The following is a 23,636-nucleotide window of genomic DNA, read 5'->3' on the forward strand; positions in this document are numbered from 1 at the left end:
GTTTATTTGCTTAGCGCTTTTGCTTGCGCTCTTTCCAGTAGTTACCGGTTTTGCGGCCTTTGCCTTCGGGCGAACCCATCCGGTCCATGGCGCAGCGGAAGCCTACCATGCTCGAAGCCTGGTCTTCTTCCATATAGCGGCGGGCACCGGGGCTCAGCCAGTAAGCGCGGTCGTTCCAGCTACCGCCTTTGTAAACGCGGCTCTTGTCGGAAACGAGGGTGGTCTTGCCATAACCGTAGGAGGCGTCGGACAGGGAGTCACCATCGAGGAAGTTGATCACGTTACCACGCTGGTAGTTGCGGCGGCTGCGGCTTTCGGCATCGGTCACGGCTTCCATCTTCACGCGGCCGGTGGAGTCGATCTCAGCCTCACCGTTGGCGTTCTTATAGAGCTTCATGAACTTGTTGCCACGGAAGGGCGCTACGTCGTCGGCGTCAAGCGAGGTGAGGGGACGGAAAACGTCGGCAGTCCACTCGCTTACGTTGCCGGCCATATTGTAGAGGCCAAAGCCGTTGGGGTAGAAGGATTGTACGGGCGCCGTGTAGATGGCGCGGTCGTTCAGGCCACCGGCCACACCGGCGTTGTCACCCGAGCCCCGCTTGAAGTTGGCCAGGAACTGACCATGCCAGGAGCCGTGCTTTGTTTCGCGCAGGCCGCTGTAGTTCATGTTAGCCGTCCAGGGGTAAACCTGCTTGTTGGTCACCAGCTCTTCGCCACGCTTGCCTTCTTTGGTGCTCTTGCGCGGGTTGTTGGCAATGTGACCATAGGCGGCGTATTCCCATTCTGCCTCGAAGGGGAGGCGGTAGTCGGGGAGGAGCAGACCGTCTTCCATCGTTACGTTGGTACGCGGTGTGCCCTGGGGGGTCTTGAGGGTGTTCTTCTTCGGCTTACCGGGCTGGGCCTGGTAAAGACCGAGGAGGTAAGACTTCGTAGTGAAGTTCTGCTCCTGCTGCTGGGAGGCGATGCCTTTGTTGTTGACATAACCTTTCTGCATCAGGATGCCTTCGTTAACACGGTCGGAGCGCCACAGGCAGAAGTCGTAGGCCTGCTTCCAGCTCACACCCACTACCGGGTAGTCGTTGAAGCCGGGGTGACGGAAATAATATTCAACGAGGGGTTCGTTGTAGCTCAGCTCGGAGCGCCATACCAGGGTATCGGGCAGGGCGGCGTCGAGGATCTTTTTGTTGGCGGGGTCGTCGGCGGGGAAGATGCGGTTCAGCCAAAACAGGTACTCGCGGTAGTGTACGTTGGCTACTTCCGTACGGTCCATGTAAAACGAAGGAACCGTTACGCGACGGGGGATATTGTTCCAGTCGCCCATGACGTCTTCTTCAGTCTGACCCATGGTGAAGGTACCACCCGGAACGAACACGAGACCGGGGCCGGTGCCCTGCTCTTTGGACTTGGCTACCTGGTAGCCGCCCATGTTCTTGTCGTTGTAATTCCAGCCGGTTACATCGGATTTTGCCTTCTTGCCTTTGCCGCAGGAGGCCAGCATGGCCGCGGAGGTGAGGAGGATTGCAAGGTTTTTCAGTTGCATAAAGCGTTTGATTTGTCTTTCAAGGACTACTGGTAAAGATTTTTCTTTGAAACCCAGCGGGGCCGGATACTTTAAACGACGGTTTTTCGTAATTATTGTATCGCAGTTCGTTGAGGTATCAAGGTTTGCGAATATAGAAAGTTTAGTTTAAACCCGGAAGGGATTTCGTTTTTTTGCCATATTTACCGTATCACTTGTTATTTTACACCGATGACTGCTTTGTGTCGTGCCGGCTTGCTGCTTCTGGGGTGCGTGGGATGGATCTGCGCCGGCGCCCAGCGAACCTATAAGGCGCATTCCGTGCTCGCCGCCGGAACCTGGTACCGCGTGGCGGTATCCACCGAAGGGGTGTACCGGATGGACGGTGCCTTCCTGGCCGCCCTCGGCCTCGGCGCCAACCTGCCCGCCGGCGCCCTGCGGGTGTATGGCGCCACCCCCGGCATGCTGCCCGAAAGCAACAGCGCTCCCCGCATCGACGACCTCGAAGAGCTCGCCATCACGGTTGCCGACGGCGGCGACGGCGTTATCAACTCCACCGACGTCGTTTATTTCTATAGCCCCGGTCCGCACCCCTGGAAAAAAGATTCCGTCAACCGCAGCTTCCAGCACACGAAAAACCTGTACAGCGACGTCGCTTATTATTACCTCACCGTCGGCGGAACGGGCAAGCGGGTGGCCACCGGCCCGGTGCTGGGCGGCGGCCAGAGCGTCACCAGCTTCGACGAGCGGGTGTTTTACGAAAAAGACTCGGTCAATTTCCTTTCCAGCGGCCGCGAATGGTTTGGCGAGGAGTTCAGCGCCCTGCCCGGCCGCGCGCTGAACCGCACCTTTACCTTTAATGTACCCGGCGCCCTTGCCGGAACCCAGGCGGCGCTCCGCACCCGCGTGGCGGCCCGCTCCATCGGCGTTACCACCCGCTTCGATATCAGCCTCAACGGCCAGCCGGCGCTCCAGGTGGGCGTTTTCCCGGTTACCGGCGTTTTCAACGATCTTTTTGCACAGCAGACCACCCAAACCGGCTTTACGATCCTTTCGGGCGGCAGCGGTATCAGCCTCGCCTATAATTATGTCACCAACGGTTCGTTCAATGCCCAGGGCTGGCTCGACTGGCTGGAAGTCGTTTTCCGCCGCTCCCTGGCGATGGCGCCGGGTCAGCAGCTCCAGTTCCGCGACTGGAGCACCGTGGGCACCGGCAATGCCACCTTCCGCATCGGCGGCGCGGCTGCCAGCACCACCGTATGGGACGTCACCGACCCCTTCAATGCGGTGCGCATGCCGGCAACCCTGTCGGCGGCTGAGCTCAGCTTTACCGCCCCCACGGAACGCCTGCGTGAATACGTTGCTTTTGGAACTGATTTCGGGGTGCCGGTGGCGGCCGGAGCCGTTCCCAACCAGGACCTCCACGGCAGTCCCGCGGCCGATTTCCTGGTGGTGACCCATCCCGACTTCCTGCCCCAGGCCAATGCTATTGCCGCCTTCCACCGCCAGCGCGACGGGCTGCAGGTGTTGGTGGTTACCACCGACCAGGTATTCCGTGAGTTCGGCGGCTCCACCGGCGACCCCACGGCGATCCGCGACTTTGCCAAGATGTTCTACGACCGGCAGCGCGCCACCTGGGGAGCTTCCGGTAAATACCTGCTGCTGCTGGGCCGCGGCTCCTTCGATTACCGCGACCGCGTGCGGAACAATACCAATTTCGTCCCGGTATGGGAGAGCCCTTCCTCCCTCGACCCGCTTTCGACCTATGCCTCTGACGACTTTTTCGGTTTCCTCGACGACAATGAAGACATCCATTCGCTGCTCGTTCCCAACACGCTCGACATCGGCATCGGTCGTATCCCGGTGCGTAATGCCACCGAAGCGGGCAACTTCGTGGCGAAACTGCTGGCGTATCACAGTCCCGCCGGCTTCGGGCCCTGGCGCAACAATGCGACCTTTGTTGCCGACGACGGCGACCAGAACCTGCACCTCGAAGACGCCGAGGTGATGGCTTCCACAACAAAGACACAGGCTCCCTTCCTCAACCAGCAAAAGATCTACCTCGATGCCTACCGCCGCGAGGGCGGAACGGCGGGTGGCGCCTACCCGCAGGCCAACGCCGCCATCAACAACAATATTCTCGCCGGCGCCCTTATCTGGAACTACAGCGGTCACGGCGGCTACGCCCGCCTGGCGGAGGAGACGATCGCCGACCAGGATATTGTCAACAACTGGAAAAACCAGAACCGCCTCCCGCTGTTCATTACGGCTACCTGCGACTTTGCTCCCTACGACCTGCCGGGTATCAATTCGCTGGGTGAGAACCTGCTGGTGCGCCCCCAAACCGGCGCCATCGCGCTGATGACCACCAGCCGCGTGGTGTTTGCGTACAGCAACCGCGTACTCAATAACAACTACCTGCAGACGGCACTGCAGCCCGATGCCTCGGGCCGTTACAAGACCCTCGGCGAGGCCGTGCAGGCGTCGAAGAACCTGACTTATCTCACAAACGGAGACGTGAACAATAACCGCAAGTTCGCCCTCCTCGGCGACCCGGCGATGACGCTTGGCTTCCCGAAGGGCCGGGTGCGGCCCCTGCTGGTGAACGGTCATCCCATCGCTACGGCAGATACGCTGAACGCTACCGAGTTTGCCGAGATCGAGGGGGAGGTGACCAACGCGCAGGGGACACGCCTCACCGACTTCAACGGCAACGTATGGCTGACGCTATTTGACAAGCCGCAGGTGGTGCGGACCCTGGGCAACACCCCGGCTTCGCCGCCGACTTCCTTTCAGCAGCAGACGGCCTCGCTGTTCCGCGGGCGGGTAACGGCGTCGGGCGGCCGGTTTAAGTTCAGTTTTCGCGTTCCGCGCGACATCAATTTCCAGCACGGCGCCGGCCGGATGAGCTTTTATGCACAGGACAGCACCCGCGATGCCGGCGGGGTCAGCAACAGCGTCATTATCGGGGGCATCGTACCGGGAGCTTCAGATGACAAAGAAGGGCCGCAGATCCGGGCCTTCCTCAACGACGAGCGCTTCGTGAGCGGATCGGTGACCGACCAGAATCCGGTGCTGCTGCTCCGCCTTGCCGACAGCTCGGGCATCAACACCGGCAACGCGGGCATCGACCACGACATCGTGGTGACCGTGGATGGCAATAACCGTAATTATTATGTGCTGAATGACTTTTACGAAACGGAGCCCGACACCTACCAGCGCGGGCGGGTGCGCTTCCAGCTGCCGGCCTTTACACCCGGGAAGCATACGCTGACCATCAAGGCCTGGGATGTGCTTAATAATTCCAGCACCTATACATTGGATTTCACCGTGGCGAAGGACAAGGAGCTCGTGCTCGACCACGTGCTGAATTACCCGAATCCGTTTACCACGAAAACCCAGTTTTGGTTCGAGCACAACAAGCCGGGTATCGACCTGAATACCCGGGTGGAGATTTTTACCGTCACGGGCCGCTTAATAAAAACGCTTCGCCGCACAATAAATAATGACGGCAACCGTTCGAGTGAAGTTGAATGGGATGGAGCCGACGACTTCGGTGCCCGTGTCGGGAGAGGTGTGTACATCTACCGTTTGGTAGTGGAGAGCGGCGACGGAAAAAAGGCCACCCAACTGCAAAAGCTTGTGATTCTATGACGGGAACGTTGCCGAAGAAAAAATTGCGTATAAACCAAAACTGTATATTTTCACACCTCTATTTCAAAAAATCTTTATGAGAGCGACTGCTTTGAAACTCACGGTCGGTGCGATCTTTCTAGGTTCGACAGCTGTTCAGGCGCAAGAACCTTTGAAAGTCGTTACGACTGCCGTTCCCTTCCTCCGTATTTCTCCCGATGCCCGTGCCGGCGGTATGGGTGACCTCTCGGTCGCCACCAATCCCGATGCCGCTTCTTCTTATTTCAACCTCGGAAAAGTTCCCTTCAATGAAGCCAAAGGCGGTGTCAGCCTCACCTATACCCCCTGGCTCAAAAAATTTGTAAACGACGTATACCTGGCATCCGCCGCCGGTTACTATAAGCTTGATGAGAACTCCGCGATCTCCGGCTCGCTGCGTTATTTCAGCCTTGGCGACATTCCCTTCACCGACGAGAACGGCAATGAACTCCAGACCGGCCGTCCCCGCGAGTTCGGCATCGATGTCGGCTACAGCCGCAAGCTGTCGCCCCGCACCGGTATCGGTGTTGGCCTGAAATACATCCACTCCAACCTGGCCGGCAACTTTTCGAGCGCCGGAACGAGCTACAAGCCCGGTTCTTCGGTAGCCGGCGACATCGGCCTGTACCACAACCGCCAGAACGATCTCGGACAGGGCTGGGCTTTCGGTCTTGCGCTGACCAACCTGGGTGCCAAGATCGCGTACACCAACAACGCCAATCAGAAAGACTTTATCCCGGCCAACCTCGCGCTGGGTACGGCTTATACCCGTGTGTTCAACGAAAGCAACAAGCTGATGATCGGCCTCGATCTGAACAAGCTGCTGGTGCCGACGCCTCCCGATTTTGAGGAGGTAAACCCCAATTCGCCCGACGCACAGGCGGTAATGGACCGCAATACGGCGAAGGCCAACGCCTATCGCCAGAAGAGCGTGGTGGGTAGCTGGTTCTCTTCCTTCGGCGACGCCTCCGGCGGCTTCAGCGAGGAGCTCCGCGAATGGCAGCTGTCGGTAGGTGCCGAGTACACCTACAACAACCAGTTCATGCTCCGCGCCGGTTATTTCTACGAAGACAAGACAAAGGGCGGCCGCAGCCATTTCTCTGCCGGTGTCGGCCTGAAGTACAGCGCCTTCAACCTGAACTTCTCCTACCTCGTTCCTGCCGGTGGCAACACCATCAACCAAAACCCCCTGTCGAACACCCTGCGCTTCTCGCTGGCCTTCGACCTCGGTGGTGGCGGCAATGGCAGCACAACGAGCACGTCGGCCCAATAATTTCGTGAACCGTCAACCGTGAGCCGTGAGCTCGCGATGCACGGTAAGAAAAAACGTCCCGCTTTTGGCGGGACGTTTTTGTTTTTGGCGAAAGCATTCCCGGTTGACGGCTCACGGTTCACGCACCCTATCTTCGCCGCAAATTTTTCATCATGTCCTTCCGTGTCGGTTCGGGTGTTGATTTTCATCAATTGGGCGAAGGCCGTAAGCTGATGCTGGGCGGCGTGCACGTGCCGTATGAGCGCGGCTGCGTTGGGCACAGTGATGCCGATGTGCTGCTCCATGCGATCTGCGATGCCCTCCTCGGGGCGCTGGCGCTTGGTGATATCGGCGTGCATTTCCCGGATACGGATAACCGCTACAAGAATATCGACAGCACCATCCTGCTGCGCGAAACGGCAGCACTGATCGCGGCCGAAGGATGGCGCGTGGTGAACGTGGATTCCACGCTGTGCCTGCAGGAGCCGAAGATCAAGCCCTATGTGCCGAAGATGCAGGAAGTGATTGCGGGTGTGCTGGGCGTGACCGTACGCGAGGTGTCGATAAAAGCCACCACCACCGAGCAACTGGGCTTCGTGGGCCGCAAGGAAGGCGTAGTGGCTTATGCCACGGCATTATTGCAAGGGCTTTAACATCTTTCGCAGCATGGCCCCTTATCTTTGAAGCATGACCCCCGTCGCGGTACCCGTTCGCAATGAGTCGCCCTGGCCGTTGCCGGCCTATGCCACCGAAGGCAGTGCCGGGCTTGACCTGCGCGCGCACCTGGGGGAGGCGGTATCGTTAGCGCCCCTGCAGCGCATCCTGGTACCTACCGGCCTTTTTATCGAACTCCCCCATGGTTATGAAGCACAGGTGCGGCCCCGCAGCGGGCTCGCCGCCCGGCAGGGAATCACCTGCCTCAACAGCCCCGGCACCATCGACTCCGACTACCGTGGAGAAATTAAGGTATTATTGATCAATCTCGACAGCGGCCCGCAGGTCATAGCACCCGGTGAGCGCATCGCCCAGCTGGTATTGCAGCGGGTGGAGCGACTCGACTGGATACCCGCGGAAAGCCTTGGCAGCACGGCCCGGCAGGGCGGCGGTTTTGGCTCTACCGGAAAAGAATAGAAAGAAACATGAACAGACTCCTGACGCTCATTTGCATTGTGATCCTGGCGAGCTCCTGCCGCTCCACGCGGAAGATCGGCGTGGCCATCAACAACCGGAAGGACAGCAGCCAGGTAGCTTCCGCGTCGGGGCGCGCCGACAGCCTCGCCTTCATCCATGGCGCGCTGCAGCAACTCGGCGGGCACCACATCACGTACAAGACCTTTTCTGCAAAGGTCAACATCGATTATAAAGACGCTACTAACAAGAATTACAACGTCAACGCCACGATCCGCATGCAGAAGGATAGTGCCATCTGGATTTCTGCCAATGCGCTGCTTGGTATTGAGGCGATCCGCGCCTACATCACGCGCGACTCGGTAAAGATCCTCGACAAGCTGAATAAGGTATATACCGCGCGCAGCATGCGCTTTCTGCAGGAGCAGACCGATATGCCGCTGACTCTTTCCATTATGGAAGATCTTATCGTCGGCAACCCGGTGTTTCTCGACACCGTCGGCTCCTACACCCGCAACCCGTCATCCGGAACGGTTACCATGCTGAGTGTCGGCACCCTGTTCAAGCACCTGCTGACGCTCAACGAGTCGAACATGACCCTGGCCCACAGCAAGATCGACGACGTGGACCCGGCCCAGAGCCGCACGGCCGATATCACCTACGATGACTACGCTGCCAGCAACGGCGTGCTCTTTTCCACAAAGCGCCAGCTGTTGCTGTCGGAAGTGAAGAAACTGAATATCAAGCTCGATTTTCGCGCGTATGATTTCGGAGTGCCGGTAAGTTTCCCGTTTGGCATTCCCAAAAATTACAAGCGCAACTAAAAATATATCCAGCGCCGGGGGCGTTATAGCCATCCGGCCAAAACAAAAAGGATGAAACGACATTTGCTACTTTTCCTCTGCCTCGCGCTCTTTGGCGGGGTAGTGCTGGCACAGCAGCCTTCCAGCGACCGTACGCGGATGGAGAACGAGCGCCGCGCGATCCAGAAAGAGCTGCGCGACCTCCAGGAGCAATACAGCAAGATCAAGGGGCGCACCAAGGCGACCCTGGGGCAGCTGGCGGCGATCCAGAACCGGATGGAAGTGCAGCAGCGCCTCCTCCACAGCATCGACAAGGAAGTACATATCCTTTCCGACGATATTTACCTCAGCACCCTCGAGTTGAACCGCCTGCAGCGGCAGCTCGACTCGCTCAAGCAGCAATACGCCCGCAGCGTGGTGTATGCTTATAAAAGCCGGAGCTCCTACGATTACCTCAGTTTTATTTTTTCGGCCAATTCCTTCAACGACGCCCTGAAGCGGGTACGCTACCTGCGCAGCTACCGCCTCTACCGGCAGTCGCAACTGACCACCATCCGCGAAACGCAGAAGGCGATCGAAGACCGGAAGGTATCGCTGATGGTCAAGCGCAACGACAAGAACAACGCGCTGAAGAACCAGACGCTCCAGTACAACGAGCTGGAAGACCAGAAGAAAGAAAAGGACCGCGTGGCTGCGCAGCTTAAATCGCAGGAAAAGGAACTGTCGCAGCAGCTGGCGGCGAAGCGCAAGCGCGATAACCAGCTGAAAACCCAGATCGCCGCCATGATCCGCCGCGAGATCGAGGCTGCGAAGCGCGAAGCAGAGCGCCGCGAAGCCGAGCGCCGGGCTGCGGAAGCCGCCGCTGCCCGCAACAACCCGGCAGCCACTCCGAAGGCAAGCACCCCGAAGGCAACACCGAAGCCGAAAACCGAAAGCGTGCTGATCTTCAACGAAGGCGAGCGCGCCCTGGCCGCCACCTTCGAACGCAACAAGGGCAACCTTCCCTGGCCGGTGGACCAAGGCAGCGTAAAGATTCCCTATGGTGTGAGCAGGGTGGAAGGACTCGAGTTCGACAACGCGTTCCTTACCCTCAGCACCGGCCTCGGATCATCGGTGAAGGCCATCTTCGACGGAGAGGTGACCATGGTTACCGGCACCGGCGACGTGATGACGGTAATGATCCGCCACGGTAAATACTTCACCATCTATAGCAACCTCGCCAGCGCCAGCGTGAGCAAGGGCCAGCAGGTGAAGCGCGGTCAGTCGATCGGCTCTGCCGGCCGCGACGATGACGGCTCCGGCGGCATGATCGACTTCGGCATGCAGCAGGAGTACAAGCGGCTGAACCCGAGCCAGTGGCTGCACCGGTAGAATATTGAATAACGATCAAGGAATATCGAATAATGAAATAGCGAAGCCCCCGCCGATGGCGGGGGCTTCGCGTAAACAATAATCAATATTCAATGATCAATATTCAAGTGGGATAGCTCATAACCTTTAGCACTGATAATGAACGTTGAATATTCCCTTCAACTTTCATTATTCCTTGATCGATATTCGATATTCTACACCGCCAGCTCCTTGCTCATCACATCATCATACAACTGCTCATAGGTAGGAATGATGTTGTGAATGTCGAAGTGGTTGGCGTGCTCGGCGGCATCTTTCTTGAATTGCTGGAGGCGCTCGTCGTCTTGCAGTATTTCTACGGCACGGCGGCTCATGGTGTCGATGTCGCCGATAGCGCCCATATACCCGGTCTTGCCGTCGATCATGATCTCACCGAGGCCGCCGGCATTGGTGGAGATCACGGGTACACCGGCTGCCATGGCTTCGAGCGCGGCGAGTCCGAAGGACTCATATTCCGAGGTGAGGAGGAAAAGGTCGGCAATGGCGAGGATATCTTCCATCTGTTCCTGCTTGCCCACGAAGCGGATCTCGTCGCACACCCCAAGCTCGCGGCTGAGGCCTTCTGCGGTGGCGCGTTCCGGCCCGTCGCCCACGAAGAGCAGCTTGGCGGGGATCTGCTTCAGCACGTTGGCGAAGATGTGCACCACGTCCTGCACGCGCTTCACCTTGCGGAAGTTGGAGGCATGCAGCAGGATGCGCTCGTTGTTGGGCGCGATCACTTTGCGGAAAGCATCAATGGGCTTGCGCTGGAAGCGGGCCACATCCACGAAGTTGTGAATAACGTGTATCGGCTTGGTGATATTGAAGTTGCGGAAGGTCTCGTCGCGCAGGTTTTGCGAAACCGCTGTGATGGCATCGCTCTGGTTGATCGAAAACGTGACCACAGGCGCGTACATTTTATCGCGGCCCACAAGCGTGATGTCGGTGCCGTGGAGGGTGGTGATCACCGGCACGTGGATGCCTTCCTGCGCCAGTATCTGCCGGGCCATATAAGCGGCCGAGGCATGCGGGATGGCATAGTGCACATGGAGCAGCTGCAGGTGGTTGTTCTTGATCACGTCTACCATGGTACTGGCCAGGGCCGTCTCATAAGGCGGGTAGTCGAAGAGCGGGTAGGTAGGCACCTGCACTTCGTGGTAGAATATGTTGGGGATGAAGCCGGTGAGCCGCACCGGTTGCTGGTAGGTGATAAAGTGCACCTGGTGTCCTTTCTGCGCCAGCGCCTTGCCCAGCTCGGTGGCCAGCACGCCGGAGCCGCCGAAGGTGGGATAGCAAACAATTCCGATCCGCATGGGGGCTTTTTCCATTTGGCTTCGAAGGTACACCCGGGTGCAAGGAATATTGAATATCGATTACATGAATATCGAATATCGGTGGAGAACCGGTATGCAGGTGGCGGGCTTCCTTTCGCCGATATTCGTTATTCGATATTCGTTATTCGATATTTTTAGCTCATGAAGCGTACCCTTTCCTTCCTGGCCGGCCTCCTGATCGCCGGCGCAGCAGCTGCTCAAAACGTCGACTCTCTTTTCATCCGCCGGCTTGCCGACGAGATCCTCGAGAACAGCCGTGCCTACGAGAACCTGCGGCAACTCACCAAGGGTGTCGGCGGCCGTCTTGCCGGCTCTCCGGGGATGGTGAAGGCCGAAGCCTGGGGCCAGCGGGCCCTCCAGGAAGCCGGCGCCGGCCGGGTGTGGTTGCAGGAATGTATGGTGCCGCACTGGGTGCGCGGCGGCTACGACATCTTCCAGGCCGAACGGCTTACGGCCAACGATGGCAAAAACCGCAAGTGGAGCACGCGCCGCCTCTCCGCGATCGCTTTGGGTAACTCGCTCGCCTCCAACGGCGCGCGCCGGGCGCCGGTGCTGCTGGTGCACGACTTTGCCGAGCTGGAGGCGAAGAAGGATTCCGTAGCGGGAAAGATTGTTTTCTTCAACTATAAGTTCAACCCCCGTTATGTGCACACCTTCGAGGCCTACCGCGACGCCGGTGCCTACCGCGGGCAGGGCCCGGTGCGCGCCGCGCGCTATGGCGCCGTAGGGGTGGCCATCCGGAGCCTCTCGGAAGGCACCGATAATTTCCCGCACACCGGCACCACGGCCTCCGGAGACACCGTGAAAACCGTGCCCTCGGTGGCCCTCGGCCTCCGCGACGCCGACTGGCTCGACAGCGCCATCCGCTCGGGCACGACCGTGTGGGCCACGCTCCAGACCTTCGGGCGCTTTCTCCCGGATACGGTCGGTCACAACGTGATCGGCGAGCTGCGGGGCTCCGAGTTTCCCGACCAGATCATCACGATCGGCGGCCACCTCGATAGCTGGGACCCCGCCGAGGGCGCCCACGACGACGGCGCCGGCGTGGTGCATACCATCGAGGTGCTTCGTGCTTTCAAGGCCCTGGGCTACCAGCCGAAGCGAACGATCCGCTTCGTGTTGTTTGCCAACGAAGAAAACGGGCTGCGCGGCGGCCGCAAATACGCCGAAGAGGCGAAAGCGAAAGGCGAGCAGCACATCTTCGCGCTCGAGAGCGACGAAGGCGGCTTTACGCCGCGCGGCTTTGGCCTGAGCGCGCCAGATGCACCGTTCCAGAAGTTTCTTTCCTGGCAGCCGCTGCTGGCACCCTATGGCGCTTCTGAATTCCTGCGCGGCGGCGGCGGCTCCGACATCGGCCCCCTCGGCCAGCAGCTCAAAACGCCGACCTGTGGCTTTGTACCCGACTCCCAGCGCTACTTCGACGTACACCACGCAGCCAACGATGTGTTTGAAAACGTCAACAAGCGCGAGCTGGAGCTCGGTGCCGTCAACATCGCGGCGTTGATCTACCTCGTGGATAAATACGGGCTTTAGGATCTCAGATATCAGATCTCAGATTTGTAGTATGGCGTCATCGAAGTGAGTCAGCTCATGGTAAATCGCTTCGATCTGAGATCTGACATCTGAGATCGGAGATTTTGGTTTGGTCTGCTTTTTTAGGATGTAAGCTTAAACCGAAATATGGATCGGCTTACAGTTTCCGACCGCACCCGCAGCGGCGCCCGCCGCATTATCAGCAGCATCCTGCTGCTGGGCTTGCTGTTGCTGGGCATCTTTGTCTACTGGCATTATTTCAACACCTATAGCGAAGGCAACCGCTTCGGGCTCCTGCAGAAATTTTCCAGGAAGGGCAACCTGTTCAAAACCTATGAGGGTGAGTTAATCCTCAGTAGTGTTACCGGAAATAACAACGTTCCCATCGCTTCCGAAAAGTTCTTCTTTTCCGTGTCCGAAGACAGCGTGGCAACGCGCCTGCTGCAGCTGGAGGGACATCGCGTTTCGCTGCACTATACCGAAAAACGCGGGGCGCTCTTCTGGCGCGGCGAATCGAAGTACATCGTGGACGGTGTAAAGGAAGAGTAAGCTTCTAGCCGGCATGCAGCAGGAAGATCGCCGGCCGCTTATGCAGCTCCGGCAGCGACACCCGCCATTGTGCGGGTGTTTTTGTTTGAATAAACTCGTTGGGGCCGGTGAGGTCGGCGGCGACGCAGATCCGCGTTTGCGGTCCGCAGGTCTTCAGCAAAACTTCCAGCAGCTGGTTATTGCGATAAGGTGTTTCAATGAAGATCTCGGTGCAGTCTTTCTGCCGCGACTCTGTCTCAAGGGCCTTGATTGCTTTCTGGCGCTCACCGGCTTCGATGGGCAGGTAACCGTTGAAGCGGAACTGCTGGCCGTTCATGCCCGATGCCATCAGGGCCAGCAGGATGGATGACGGTCCGACGAGCGGACGTACGGTGGCACCCTGCTCCTGTGCGAGGCTTACCAGCAGCTGGCCGGGGTCGGCCACGCCGGGACAGCCGGCTTCGCTGAGGATGCCGATTGTCTTTCCCTCCTTCAGGGCCCGTAGAAATGCTGTACGCACCTCCGGTGTCAGCTCGCGCATATTATGCCACCCGTAATCGTCGATGACCATTTCCTTCCAGAGGGCTTTGAGAAAGCGACGCGCGGTGCGCTCATTTTCCACGAAAAACTGGCTGCAGGCCTTGACGGCGTCGAGCACGTAGGCGGGCAGCGGTGCCAGCGCGCCTTCTTCGAGCACGGTCGGGATCAGGTAAACGGTCGCACTCATGCGTTCTTGATTTTATGGAGGCTCAGGGTGGCGGCAACAACCGCGTAAGCCGGTGCCAGCACCCAGCCCAGCAGGGGCACCAGGTGCATCAGGTAAAAGATCATCCCGTTGCCGATGGCCAGTCCCTTGTGCCGCCCGATATAGTCGATGCTTTCGGGCGCGGTCATGCGCGAGCGCTCGAGGCTATAGTCGAGCATGGAAAAGCCGTAGTAATAGCTTTCTACAAAAAGCGCGATCAGCGGTGTTACCCAGCCAGCGAGCGGGATGAGCGACAGCAGCACCAGCGCGATCATATACACAGTTTGCCAGAGGCCGTTGCGCAGCGCGATGCGGATGCCACGGCCAATATCCTTCAACAGCTGCGGCAGTGAAAAGGGAAAGTCTTTGCCCTCGAGGATGGCTTCGGTCTTTTCGCTGAGGTAGGCGAATACCGGTGAGCCGATGATAAGAAACAGGTATTTGAACAGGGAGAAATAAAAGACAAGCAGCAACAGCTGCAGGAAGATGGTGGCCAGCATGAACAGCACGCTCAGCAGCCCGTTGCGCTCCCGTTGCAGCCAGGCGGTGAGACCGGTCTTCTGGCTGAAGAAGCCGATGGCGGCCTCCGAGGAATGCCAGAAATACCAGATGCCGGCGGCGAACAGCAGCATGTACAGGATCCCAGGCACCAGAATCCAGCGCCACAGGCGGTGCCGGCTGATGAAGGCGTGGGCCTCGAAGTACGACTGGATGGCGATGATGATCTCTTTGAGCAAACGGGAGCGGTTGTGCCGGCAAGATACGCAAACCGGGGACGGGAGAGAAGGAACGCTGATCCCGCAGGGGGGATACGCTGATTGGTTATGATTTAAGCGGATGCTGGTACCGATCCGCGTAAATCATAAGAGATCATAAAGATCTGCGTTCTTTCTCTCCGCTTAACTTGCACGCATGCCCCTGAAGCCGCTCCCGCTTTCTTTTTACGAGCATCCCGACCCGGTGCACCTGGCCTATGCGCTTATCGGGAAGGTGCTGGTGACGGAGTTTAAGGGCGAGCGCACGTCGGGGCGGATTATCGAAACGGAGGCCTACCACGGCAGCCAGGACCGCGCCTCGCATGCCTACAAGGGCCGCACGAAGCGCACCGAGGTGATGTTCGGGCCGGGCGGGCGGGCCTACGTGTACCTCTGTTACGGCCTCCACCAGATGTTCAATATCGTCACCAACGTGGAAGGAGTGGCGCATGCCATCCTGGTGCGGGCCCTGGAGCCGCTGGAGGGCATCGACGTGATGCTGCGGCGCACGGGCAAGGCAAAGGCCGACGCCACGCTCACCCGCGGCCCGGGTAATGTGGGCAAGGCGCTCGGTTTTCATACGAGCCAGTGCGGGCTTGCCCTGGAGGGGCCGGAGCTGCTGATCGCCGACGACGGATTCCGCTATCCCGCCGGCGCCATCGCCGTTTCCCCGCGGATCGGGGTGGCTTATGCCGGCGAAGACGCGCTTTTGCCTTACCGTTTCTATGTGCAGGGCCATCCTTCGGTGAGTGGGAGGCCGCGCTAGGCGGGCATTTGGGGCCGTTGGACGGGAATTTTGCAAAAAGTTGGCGAAAAGAGCCGGAGTCATTTGTTCAAATCCGGACCAGTGCGTAGATTTGTAGCCCAAATTTTATTTCTTCACCGCATTTAAATTTCTATTTAAAATGCCAGTTAAAATCCGACTGCAGAGACACGGGTCTAAGAAGCGCCCCTTCTATTTCATCGTCGTTGCAGATGCCCGCGCACCCCGCGATGGTAAGTTCATTCAGAAATTAGGTACCTACAACCCCCAGACTTCGCCCGCAACGGTGCAGCTGGATCGTCAGCGCTCACTGGAGTGGCTGAACAAAGGTGCCCAACCTACCGACACCGTACGTAAGATCCTGTCGAACAAAGGTGTTCTGTACCTGAAGCACTTGCTCCGTGGTGTATCCCTGGGCCTGTTCGACGAGGCTACGGCCATGGAAAAATTCCAGCAGTGGCATACTGAGCACGAAGCTCAGTTCCGCAAAAAGCAGGAAGACGCCATGAGAGCGCGCCGCGCCCAGCGCAACCCGCCCTACCAGCGTCGTGAGCAGCAGCGCCCCGCGCCTGCAGCCCCCGCAGCTGAAGAAGCAGGTTCTGAAGGTTAAGCACCCAAAACCTCAACACATTCAAGGTCCCGCTTTGCCGGGACCTTTGTTTATTTGTCTATTGGTTAATTGGTCTATTGGTAAAGCGTTTGACGCCAACGTGATCTTCGCAACCCCTCGGACGGACGGAGCAGAAGCGACCTGTACCACTAGACCACTAGACTAATAGACCACTAGATTTTATGACGGAATACTTTAAAATCGGAAAGCTCGTAGCCGTATTCGGACTCAAGGGTGAGCTCATCCTGAAGCACAGCCTGGGAAAGAAGACCGCCTTAAAAGGGCTCGTGGCGCTTTTCGTGGAAGAAGGCGGAAGCCGCTTTCTTCCCTGGTTCGTGGCCGGTGCCCGTATCAAGGGCGAGGACGAGATCTATATCCAGCTCCAGGACGTGGACAGCCGCGAGAAGGCCATGAAGCTGGTGCAAAAAGAAGTGTGGCTGCCCGAGGCCGACTTCAAGAAATTCTCCGGCGCCTCGGCCCCCATCAGCCTGCTGGGCTATATGCTGGTGGAAGACGGCAAGGAACTCGGCGCTATACTCGAGGTGATCGAGCAGCCGCACCAGGTGCTTTGCCGCATAGAAGTGCAGGGCAAGGAAGCCCTCATCCCCCTCAATGAGCAAACCATCCGCGCGGTAGACCGCAAAAAAAAGCAGGTCCATGTGGAACTGCCGGAAGGATTGCTGGAGATCTACCTGGGGTAAGAGCGAACAAGAACGCAGATCTTTTATGATTAATAGGTTTTTCGCTGCTCATCGTATCGGCAAACGATCCTAAAACATCATAACAGATCTGCGTCATCTGCGTTCGTTGTCTTTACGCCAGCGAGGCCGCCTGCTGTTGCCCCTGCGTCCGGTTCACCTCCACGATCACCGGGAAGCGGTCGGTAGCTACGCCGGTCGACTTCAGCATATTGCGGGCCTGAAGCATGTGGCGCTGCTCGTGCGCCACCAGGAAGCGGAGGGCATCGCCCAGCTTCAGCTTAATGAGCTTGCTGATGGTGATGGGTACGCGCACTTCTTCCATATTCACATGCTGCGACAGGTCGATGAGGCGCAGGAGTTCGTCCTGCTGCTGCGCGAACTCGTTGAGCACCGTCTCCACGTTGAGGCTGTTGGGGAAGGTGTACGTCTTCATCGCCTTCATCTTATTCTTCACCTCGTATACATTTACGGGCTTCATGGATTTCGTGAAATAATCGCCCCAGAAGCCGGACGAGAACCAGGCCGACTTGCTGGTAGGTCGCTCGGTCATGGCCTTCTCTATGGCCGGCAGGTAAAAGCGCCCATAGGCATTGAGGTGCTCCAGGATCTGGACGACGCTCCACTGCTGGGCCGCATTGGGCGTGTAGGCCATCTTATGCTTGTCAGCATCTTTAAAAAATTGCGCGGCGGCACGGATGCGTTCAACGTCGGTGCGCAGTTGCTGCAACAGGTCTTCGGTCTTGTATTTAGCCATAACAGTGGGTTTTTTAGCAAAGCTACCCGGGGCTATAGAGCAAAATCTTTGCCTGCGCCAAGGTTTGGGAAGGAAAAACCACAAGAGAACAAGAGAGCGAGAGAACAAGAGAAAAGGAGAACAAGTGAGCAAGAGAACGCGGGAACAAGAAAACGAGAGCTGGGAGTGATCAATTGTAGCTGAGCTTCGACTTGGCAGCTCTTCTCGTTCTTTCATCTCACGTTCTTTCGTTCTCTACAGCCGCACCGAGCCAAGCAGCTTTGAAAACGTCGTGGCGTCCAGCCCCAGGTAGCTCGCGAGGTATTTGTGCGGGATCAGGTTGAGGAGGTGCGGGCTGCGTTGGAGGAAGCTGCGGAACTTTTCCCCGGCCGATGCCGTCTGCTGTTCCGCCATCCGTTCGAGCACGCCCTTCAGCACCAGCGATGTGATCCGCAGCACAAAGCCCTGGATCGCCGGCCGCTCCTTCATCAGGGCTTCCAGCTGCCCATGGCTGGTGCGCAGAAAACAGGAATCCGTCAGCGTTTCGAAATAAAATTGCGAGGGCTGCTGTGTGAGAAAAGAATCCGCCACGCCCGAAAAGGAAGGCGGGTAGGTGAACACGATCGTGGCTTCTTTTTCCTGCGGGTTGACGTAGTAACTGCGCTGAATGCCTTCGAGCACGAAATACAGGTAGCGCTCGGTGTCGCCGGCCGCCGTCAGCAGCGTCTTCCGCCGGCACGTGAAGGGCTGCCATATGGCGCTGAAAGCGGTCCAGTCTTCCTCCGGCAGCGGCTGGATATTGTCGACGAAAAAACGAAGCAGGTCGAGGGGCATGAAGCTCAAAATAGCCGACTTGTCAACACCTTCCAAAAGTTCCCTAAAACCTCAGAACCTTAGAGCCCCAAAACCCTAAAACCTTCTATTCTGGGTTACCTTTGTCTGTGCCCGCCCCCCTCCGTCATATTGCTCATTTCGACCTCGATGCCTTCTTCGTTTCGGTGGAACTGCTGAAGCGGCCGCACCTGCGCGGCAAGCCGCTGATCGTGGGCGGGGACGGGCAGCGCGGCATCGTGGCGGCCTGCTCCTACGAGGCGCGCAAATTCGGCATCCAGAGCGCCATGCCCTCGATGCAGGCCAAAAAGCTTTGCCCTGAAGCCATCTTCATTTCGGGCTCGCACGGCGAATACAGCAAATACTCCCGCATGGTCACGCAGATCATCGCCGACTCGGTGCCGCAATACGAAAAGGCCTCGATCGATGAATTTTACGTGGACCTTACCGGCATGGACAAGTTCTTCGGCGTTTCGCAATACACCCGCGAGCTCCGCGAGAAGATCATCCGCGAAACGGGCCTGCCGATCTCCTACGGGCTTTCCGCCAACAAGCTGGTGAGCAAGATGGCCACCAACGAAGCAAAGCCCAACGGCTTCCTGGAGGTGCCCCACGGACGGGAAACGGCTTTCCTGTGGCCGCTTACGGTGGACAAGATTCCCGGCGTGGGCGGCGCCACCCAGCAGCAGCTTTATTCGCTCGGCATCCGCAGCATCGAGCAGCTGGCGCATACGCCCGTGGCGCAGCTCGAGGCCTGGTTTGGCAAATGGGGCAGCAAGCTCTGGGAAAAAGCAAACGGAATTTCCGACTCGCCGGTGGAAGCCTACAGCGAGCAAAAGTCGCTTTCGCACGAGACCACCTTCGGCGAAGACAGCAACGACCCCGAATTCCTCCACCGCCAGCTGGTGCAGCTCACGGAGGAAACCGCCTACGACCTGCGCCAGGAGCAGAAGATCACGGGCTGCGTAACGGTGAAGCTGCGCTATTCGGACTTCACCACGGTGTCGCGGCAGGAGGTGATCGACTACACGGCATTCGACCCGGTGCTGCTGGCACGGGTGAAGGATCTCTTCAACAAGCTCTGGAAGAAAGGGGAGAAGGTGCGCCTGCTGGGTGTGCGCTTTTCGCACCTCGTGCCGATGACCCTGCAGATGAACCTTTTTGACGACACGCTGGAAAAACTCGAACTCTTCAAGGCGGTGGACGATATAAAGAATAAATTTGGCAGCGCCCTGGTGCAAAAAGCCACCACGCTGAAAAAGAAAGACCCCTGATGAATGAGCGCTCCCTGCTTCTGAAAGATTTAGTGAAGAAAATGCTTGGCCTCCTGCCTTTTGCGGTGACGCAGAACCAGCGCTACGACCGGCAGACCAACGCGATCATCCGCCGCGTGTGCCGCCGCGCCTCCAATTGCGTGGACGTGGGCACCCACCGTGGCGAGATCCTCGACACCATGCGCCAGGCAGCGCCGGAAGGCACGCATTTCGGCTTTGAGCCGCTCCCGCATTTCTACGATAAGCTGCAACAGCGCTATGCCGGCGTCGCCGGCATCGAGGTGTTTCCCTATGCGCTTTCGGAAGCACCCGGCGAAGCTTCCTTCAATCATGTCAAGACCAATCCCGCCTATAGCGGCCTGCAGAAGCGCCGCTACGACCGGCCGCACGAAGAAGATGAAACCATCACCGTGGAAATGCGCACCCTCGACGAGGTAGTGGGCACCCGCGGCGTACCGATCGCATTGATCAAGATCGACGTGGAGGGCGGCGAGATGGGTGTGCTCCGCGGTGCCCGCGGCCTGCTGGCCCGCGACAAGCCCGTGGTCATCTTCGAAGCCGGCATCGGCGGCAGCGATGTGTACGGCACCACTCCCGGGATGCTCTTCGACTACCTGTCCGGCTTCGGGTACCGGGTATCCCTGATGGGTCGCTACCTGAAGGGGCAGCCCCCCTTCTCGCGCCAAGACTTCGCCGCCAGCTTCAACGGTGGCCACGATTACTACTTCATCGCATACTGATCTCAGAGGTCAGATGTCAGATCCGAGATCCGAGATCGAAAGATCTTCTCCCTTACCTTTAGCGCCAACAATCAAAGTCAACATGGAACATACCCACACAGCCTGGACCGAATACCAGAAGCAGCACCAGCAGCGCTTTCTCGACGAGATGCTCGAACTGCTGCGCATTCCTTCCATTTCCGCTAAAAGCGAGCACAAGGACGATATGCGCAAGTGCGCCGGACTCGTGCGCCAGCGCCTGCTCGACTCGGGCTGCGACCGCGCCGAAGTGATGGAGACCGCCGGCCACCCGGTGGTGTATGGCGAAAAGATCGTTGACCCCGGAAAGCCCACGGTGCTGGTTTACGGCCACTATGATGTGCAGCCGGCCGACCCGCTGGAGCTCTGGCACAGCGGGCCTTTCGACCCGGTGATCAAGGAAGGAAAGGTATTTGCCCGCGGCTCCGCCGACGACAAAGGGCAGTTTTATATGCACGTAAAGGCACTCGAGACAATGGTGAAGACCGGCTCCCTCGAGTCGAACGTGAAGTTCCTCATCGAGGGTGAGGAAGAAGTGGGCTCACCTAACCTCGGCACCTTCGTCGCGGCCAACAAAGAGCTCCTCAAAGCCGACGTTATCCTGATCTCCGACTCTTCGATGATCTCGATGGAAACGCCCTCGCTGGATATCGGCGTACGCGGGCTTTCGTATATCCAGGTAGAGGTGACCGGCCCCAACCGCGACCTGCACAGCGGCACCTACGGCGGCGCGGTTGCCAATCCCATCACCATGCTGTGCAAGATGATCGCTTCCCTGCACGACGAGAACAACCACATCACCATCCCCGGCTTTTACGACGACGTGGTGGAAGCTTCCGCCGAAGAGCGTGAGCTGATGGCGCGCGCGCCTTTCAATGAAAAAGAATATAAGGAAGACCTCGGGGTGAAAGAAGTCTGGGGCGAGAAAGGTTATACCGTGAACGAGCGTACCGGTATCCGGCCCACAATGGAAGTGAACGGCATCTGGGGCGGCTACACCGGCGAAGGCGCCAAGACGGTACTTCCCTCGAAGGCCTATGCGAAGATCTCGGCGCGCCTTGTGCCCAACCAGAACTCGCGCAAGCTCACCGACATCCTGCTGGAGCATTTCCGCAAGATCGCACCCGCGGGTGTAACGGTTCATGCCGAAGAGCACCACGGCGGCGAGCCCTACATGACGCCCATCGACAGCAAGGGCTACAAAGCGGCGGCCAAGGCCATCCAGACCACCTTCGGCAAAGAGCCGATCCCGGTGCGCGGCGGCGGCTCCATTCCCATCTGCTCCATCCTCGAGCGTGAGCTGGGCACCAAGATCATCTTCATGGGCTTCGGTCTCGACAACGACAACCTGCACTCCCCCAACGAGAAATACAACCTGGAGAACTACTATAAGGGCATCGAGACGATCCCGTATTTCCACAGGTTCTTTGCGCAGGGGTGATCGTGACCCGTCAATCGTGAGCCGTGAGCGGCTGACGCACCTTTATAAAAGAAAGGATGCCTTTGGCATCCTTTCTTTTTGCCGCGCAATGCGGGCTCACGGTTGACGGCTCACGATATCACTTTCCCTCCGCCGACAGCAGCGCCTTATCCAGCGGGTTGGGTATCCGGTTGCCTTCGGTAAAGGGCACCTTGGGGTTGGGCCAGGCATTGGGCATTTTCGCAACAGCGGCCGTGTCGGGCACCACGCAGGGCATCCCATCGACCGGCAGGTTGTAAACTCCCGGTTCCGAAGGCGGCAGCAAGCCGGGCTGGCTGCCTTTATTTGTCCGGCTGAACCGGTAGGAGTAGGGCATATTGCGTTCCCGGGCGTTGGGCATCCGCCGGTATTTGGAAACGAGCCGTTCGCGCAGGGCGCGCTCGAGCAAATCAGGTTTTTGGTTTTGTGCGTGGGCGCCGGTAACAGCCACAAGGCCCAGCAGCAGCAGGACGGGTTTCATAAAAAGCAGTTGCGTTTATCAATATTAGGAAAAAACCACCTGCGTTTGCCGGCGAATAGTCCAACGGACACGGGGGAGCGACAAAGCGGGTGAAGGTGGCTGCCGGTGAGGGCAACGAAATGGCGCCTGTTTGATCGCCTCCGGGCAGGCCGGGGATTTGCTATATTGTTGAACTAAAACAGGATTATGGGGAAAGTCGAGCTTCCTTTTTACGCCAAGGTCTCCGTCATTTTATTGGGCCTGGTACTTTTTACGTACATCCTGAAGGGGCTGGGCGATATTCTGACCCCACTCGCCTTTGCCGTGATCATCGCCATACTGCTCAACCCGCTGGTGAACAAACTCAGCTCGTTCAAGCTCGGCAAGATCCCGTCCATCCTTCTGGCAATGCTGGTGGCCCTTATCGTGTTTACAGGGGTCTTTTACTTCCTGTCGTCCCAGATCATGGGCTTTGGAGAAAACCTGCCGGCATTGAAGTCGAAGTTCAATACGCTCCTCTCCAGCCTGCAGCTCTGGATGCAGCAGAAGTTCGGACTGTCAATCAAAAAGCAGATGCAGCTGATCGACGAGGCTGCTAACAACAGCAAAGCACTTATCGGCGGCACCCTCACCGGCGTCATCGGTACCCTGGGCGTGTTGCTGTTGCTGCCGGTGTACGTGTTCCTGTTTCTTTTCTACAAAACCCTGATCCTGAATTTCCTGTTCAAGGTTTTCGCCGAACACGAAGCCGGCAAGGTGGCGGAGATCCTTGGCGAGACCAAGCTGGCGATCCAGAGCTATATGGTGGGGCTATTGCTCGAGGCGGCCATCGTGGCCGCCATGAACTCAACCGCGCTGCTCATCATTGGCGTACGTTACGCCTTGCTGCTGGGTGTTCTTGGCGCCTTGCTGAATATGCTGCCCTATATCGGCGGCATCATTGCCATTGCCCTTCCGGTGCTGATGGCAACGGTAACCAGCGAAGGCTTCAGCAAGCAACTGTGGATCGTGGTCGCGTACCTGATCATCCAGTTTATCGACAATAATATTCTGGTGCCCCGGATCGTATCCTCCAAGGTGAACATCAATGCCCTCATTTCGGTGGTGGTGGTATTGCTGGGAGGTGCCCTGTGGGGTGTGGCAGGCATGTTTCTCTCCATTCCCTTTGTAGGTATTCTCAAGATCGTTTTCGACCGCGTAGATGGCCTCAAGCCCTGGGGGGAGCTCCTGGGCGTAGAGGTGCCGACCAGCTATACCCGGTTTTCCTTCCGCAAAAAGAAAGAGAACTCGGTGGCTGAAAAAGTGGTGCAGAAGTCGACTGAGAAGTGAACGGTTGCGGTACTTTATTCGGTCGATATTAAGAATAAATGTGCTATGTTGCGGTCTTAT

General features: G+C 58.3%; 22 protein-coding genes. 15 read left to right on the forward strand and 7 right to left on the reverse strand.

What is annotated here, in order from left to right:
- Positions 1-10: 10 nt before the first annotated feature.
- Positions 11-1,540, reverse strand: coding sequence for an SUMF1/EgtB/PvdO family nonheme iron enzyme (locus EPD60_RS13010; RefSeq protein WP_207896654.1), 1,530 nt, complete (start codon positions 1,538-1,540; stop codon positions 11-13).
- Between the two features lie 210 nt (positions 1,541-1,750).
- On the opposite strand from EPD60_RS13010, the gene porU reads away from it, so the two are divergent.
- From porU to EPD60_RS13040, 6 genes are all read left to right on the forward strand, one after another.
- Positions 1,751-5,173, forward strand: coding sequence for a type IX secretion system sortase PorU (gene porU / locus EPD60_RS13015; protein ID WP_131449960.1), 3,423 nt, complete (start codon positions 1,751-1,753; stop codon positions 5,171-5,173).
- Between the two features lie 76 nt (positions 5,174-5,249).
- Positions 5,250-6,464: a type IX secretion system outer membrane channel protein PorV gene (gene porV, locus EPD60_RS13020; RefSeq protein WP_131449961.1), complete on the forward strand. Its 1,215-nt coding sequence runs from the start codon at positions 5,250-5,252 to the stop codon at positions 6,462-6,464.
- Between the two features lie 152 nt (positions 6,465-6,616).
- The gene (gene ispF, locus EPD60_RS13025) at positions 6,617-7,096 is read left to right on the forward strand and encodes a 2-C-methyl-D-erythritol 2,4-cyclodiphosphate synthase (RefSeq protein ID WP_131449962.1); all 480 of its coding nucleotides are present in this window, start codon (positions 6,617-6,619) and stop codon (positions 7,094-7,096) included.
- A 34-nt stretch (positions 7,097-7,130) separates the two neighbouring features.
- On the forward strand, positions 7,131-7,574 hold the full coding sequence (gene dut, locus EPD60_RS13030) for a dUTP diphosphatase (protein WP_131449963.1): 444 nt from the start codon (positions 7,131-7,133) through the stop codon (positions 7,572-7,574).
- An 8-nt stretch (positions 7,575-7,582) separates the two neighbouring features.
- Positions 7,583-8,395 (forward strand): lipoprotein insertase outer membrane protein LolB1, encoded by an 813-nt coding sequence (lolB1, locus tag EPD60_RS13035; protein ID WP_131449964.1) that lies wholly within the window; start codon positions 7,583-7,585, stop codon positions 8,393-8,395.
- A 51-nt stretch (positions 8,396-8,446) separates the two neighbouring features.
- Positions 8,447-9,745 (forward strand): murein hydrolase activator EnvC family protein, encoded by a 1,299-nt coding sequence (locus EPD60_RS13040; RefSeq protein ID WP_131449965.1) that lies wholly within the window; start codon positions 8,447-8,449, stop codon positions 9,743-9,745.
- A gap of 194 nt (positions 9,746-9,939) precedes the next feature.
- On the opposite strand, the gene bshA is transcribed toward EPD60_RS13040, so the two are convergent.
- The gene (gene bshA, locus EPD60_RS13045) at positions 9,940-11,076 is read right to left on the reverse strand and encodes an N-acetyl-alpha-D-glucosaminyl L-malate synthase BshA (protein WP_131449966.1); all 1,137 of its coding nucleotides are present in this window, start codon (positions 11,074-11,076) and stop codon (positions 9,940-9,942) included.
- A gap of 162 nt (positions 11,077-11,238) precedes the next feature.
- Between bshA and EPD60_RS13050 the strand changes: the two genes are divergently transcribed.
- The gene (locus EPD60_RS13050) at positions 11,239-12,630 is read left to right on the forward strand and encodes a M20/M25/M40 family metallo-hydrolase (RefSeq protein WP_131449967.1); all 1,392 of its coding nucleotides are present in this window, start codon (positions 11,239-11,241) and stop codon (positions 12,628-12,630) included.
- A gap of 147 nt (positions 12,631-12,777) precedes the next feature.
- The gene (locus EPD60_RS13055) at positions 12,778-13,179 is read left to right on the forward strand and encodes a hypothetical protein (RefSeq protein WP_131449968.1); all 402 of its coding nucleotides are present in this window, start codon (positions 12,778-12,780) and stop codon (positions 13,177-13,179) included.
- A 4-nt stretch (positions 13,180-13,183) separates the two neighbouring features.
- On the opposite strand, the gene EPD60_RS13060 is transcribed toward EPD60_RS13055, so the two are convergent.
- Together EPD60_RS13060 and EPD60_RS13065 are read right to left on the reverse strand one after the other, a co-directional pair.
- Positions 13,184-13,885, reverse strand: coding sequence for an SAM-dependent methyltransferase (locus tag EPD60_RS13060; RefSeq protein ID WP_131449969.1), 702 nt, complete (start codon positions 13,883-13,885; stop codon positions 13,184-13,186).
- Positions 13,882-14,640 carry an EI24 domain-containing protein gene (locus EPD60_RS13065; protein ID WP_131449970.1) on the reverse strand — a complete coding sequence of 253 codons (759 nt, stop codon included), beginning with the start codon at positions 14,638-14,640 and terminating at the stop codon, positions 13,882-13,884. Before EPD60_RS13065 ends, EPD60_RS13060 begins: the two co-directional genes overlap by 4 nt.
- Before the next feature lie 175 nt (positions 14,641-14,815).
- On the opposite strand from EPD60_RS13065, the gene EPD60_RS13070 reads away from it, so the two are divergent.
- From EPD60_RS13070 to rimM, 3 genes are all read left to right on the forward strand, one after another.
- Positions 14,816-15,424: a DNA-3-methyladenine glycosylase gene (locus tag EPD60_RS13070; protein ID WP_131449971.1), complete on the forward strand. Its 609-nt coding sequence runs from the start codon at positions 14,816-14,818 to the stop codon at positions 15,422-15,424.
- Between the two features lie 139 nt (positions 15,425-15,563).
- Positions 15,564-16,031: a 30S ribosomal protein S16 gene (gene rpsP, locus EPD60_RS17350; RefSeq protein ID WP_131449972.1), complete on the forward strand. Its 468-nt coding sequence runs from the start codon at positions 15,564-15,566 to the stop codon at positions 16,029-16,031.
- A gap of 182 nt (positions 16,032-16,213) precedes the next feature.
- Positions 16,214-16,732: a ribosome maturation factor RimM gene (gene rimM / locus EPD60_RS13080; RefSeq protein WP_131449973.1), complete on the forward strand. Its 519-nt coding sequence runs from the start codon at positions 16,214-16,216 to the stop codon at positions 16,730-16,732.
- Between the two features lie 112 nt (positions 16,733-16,844).
- Here the strand turns inward: rimM and EPD60_RS13085 are convergent, their stop codons facing one another.
- Positions 16,845-17,486 (reverse strand): DinB family protein, encoded by a 642-nt coding sequence (locus EPD60_RS13085; protein ID WP_165871540.1) that lies wholly within the window; start codon positions 17,484-17,486, stop codon positions 16,845-16,847.
- Between the two features lie 234 nt (positions 17,487-17,720).
- On the reverse strand, positions 17,721-18,299 hold the full coding sequence (locus EPD60_RS13090) for a Crp/Fnr family transcriptional regulator (RefSeq protein ID WP_131449975.1): 579 nt from the start codon (positions 18,297-18,299) through the stop codon (positions 17,721-17,723).
- Between the two features lie 107 nt (positions 18,300-18,406).
- Between EPD60_RS13090 and dinB the strand changes: the two genes are divergently transcribed.
- The 3 genes from dinB to EPD60_RS13105 all read left to right on the forward strand — a co-directional run bounded on the left by dinB (position 18,407) and on the right by EPD60_RS13105 (position 21,769).
- Complete coding sequence (dinB, locus tag EPD60_RS13095) at positions 18,407-19,570, forward strand: DNA polymerase IV (protein ID WP_131449976.1); 1,164 nt, start codon at positions 18,407-18,409, stop codon at positions 19,568-19,570.
- On the forward strand, positions 19,570-20,310 hold the full coding sequence (locus tag EPD60_RS13100; RefSeq protein ID WP_131449977.1) for an FkbM family methyltransferase: 741 nt from the start codon (positions 19,570-19,572) through the stop codon (positions 20,308-20,310). Before dinB ends, EPD60_RS13100 begins: the two co-directional genes overlap by 1 nt.
- 82 nt (positions 20,311-20,392) lie before the next feature.
- On the forward strand, positions 20,393-21,769 hold the full coding sequence (locus EPD60_RS13105) for a dipeptidase (protein ID WP_131449978.1): 1,377 nt from the start codon (positions 20,393-20,395) through the stop codon (positions 21,767-21,769).
- Positions 21,770-21,887: 118 nt separating this feature from the next.
- On the opposite strand, the gene EPD60_RS13110 is transcribed toward EPD60_RS13105, so the two are convergent.
- Positions 21,888-22,268: a hypothetical protein gene (locus tag EPD60_RS13110; protein ID WP_131449979.1), complete on the reverse strand. Its 381-nt coding sequence runs from the start codon at positions 22,266-22,268 to the stop codon at positions 21,888-21,890.
- 186 nt (positions 22,269-22,454) lie between these two features.
- On the opposite strand from EPD60_RS13110, the gene EPD60_RS13115 reads away from it, so the two are divergent.
- The gene (locus EPD60_RS13115; RefSeq protein WP_131449980.1) at positions 22,455-23,576 is read left to right on the forward strand and encodes an AI-2E family transporter; all 1,122 of its coding nucleotides are present in this window, start codon (positions 22,455-22,457) and stop codon (positions 23,574-23,576) included.
- Positions 23,577-23,636: the final 60 nt, after the last annotated feature.

Origin of the sequence: Flaviaestuariibacter flavus (assembly GCF_004337505.1) — a bacterium.
Classification (GTDB): domain Bacteria; phylum Bacteroidota; class Bacteroidia; order Chitinophagales; family Chitinophagaceae; genus Flavisolibacter; species Flavisolibacter flavus.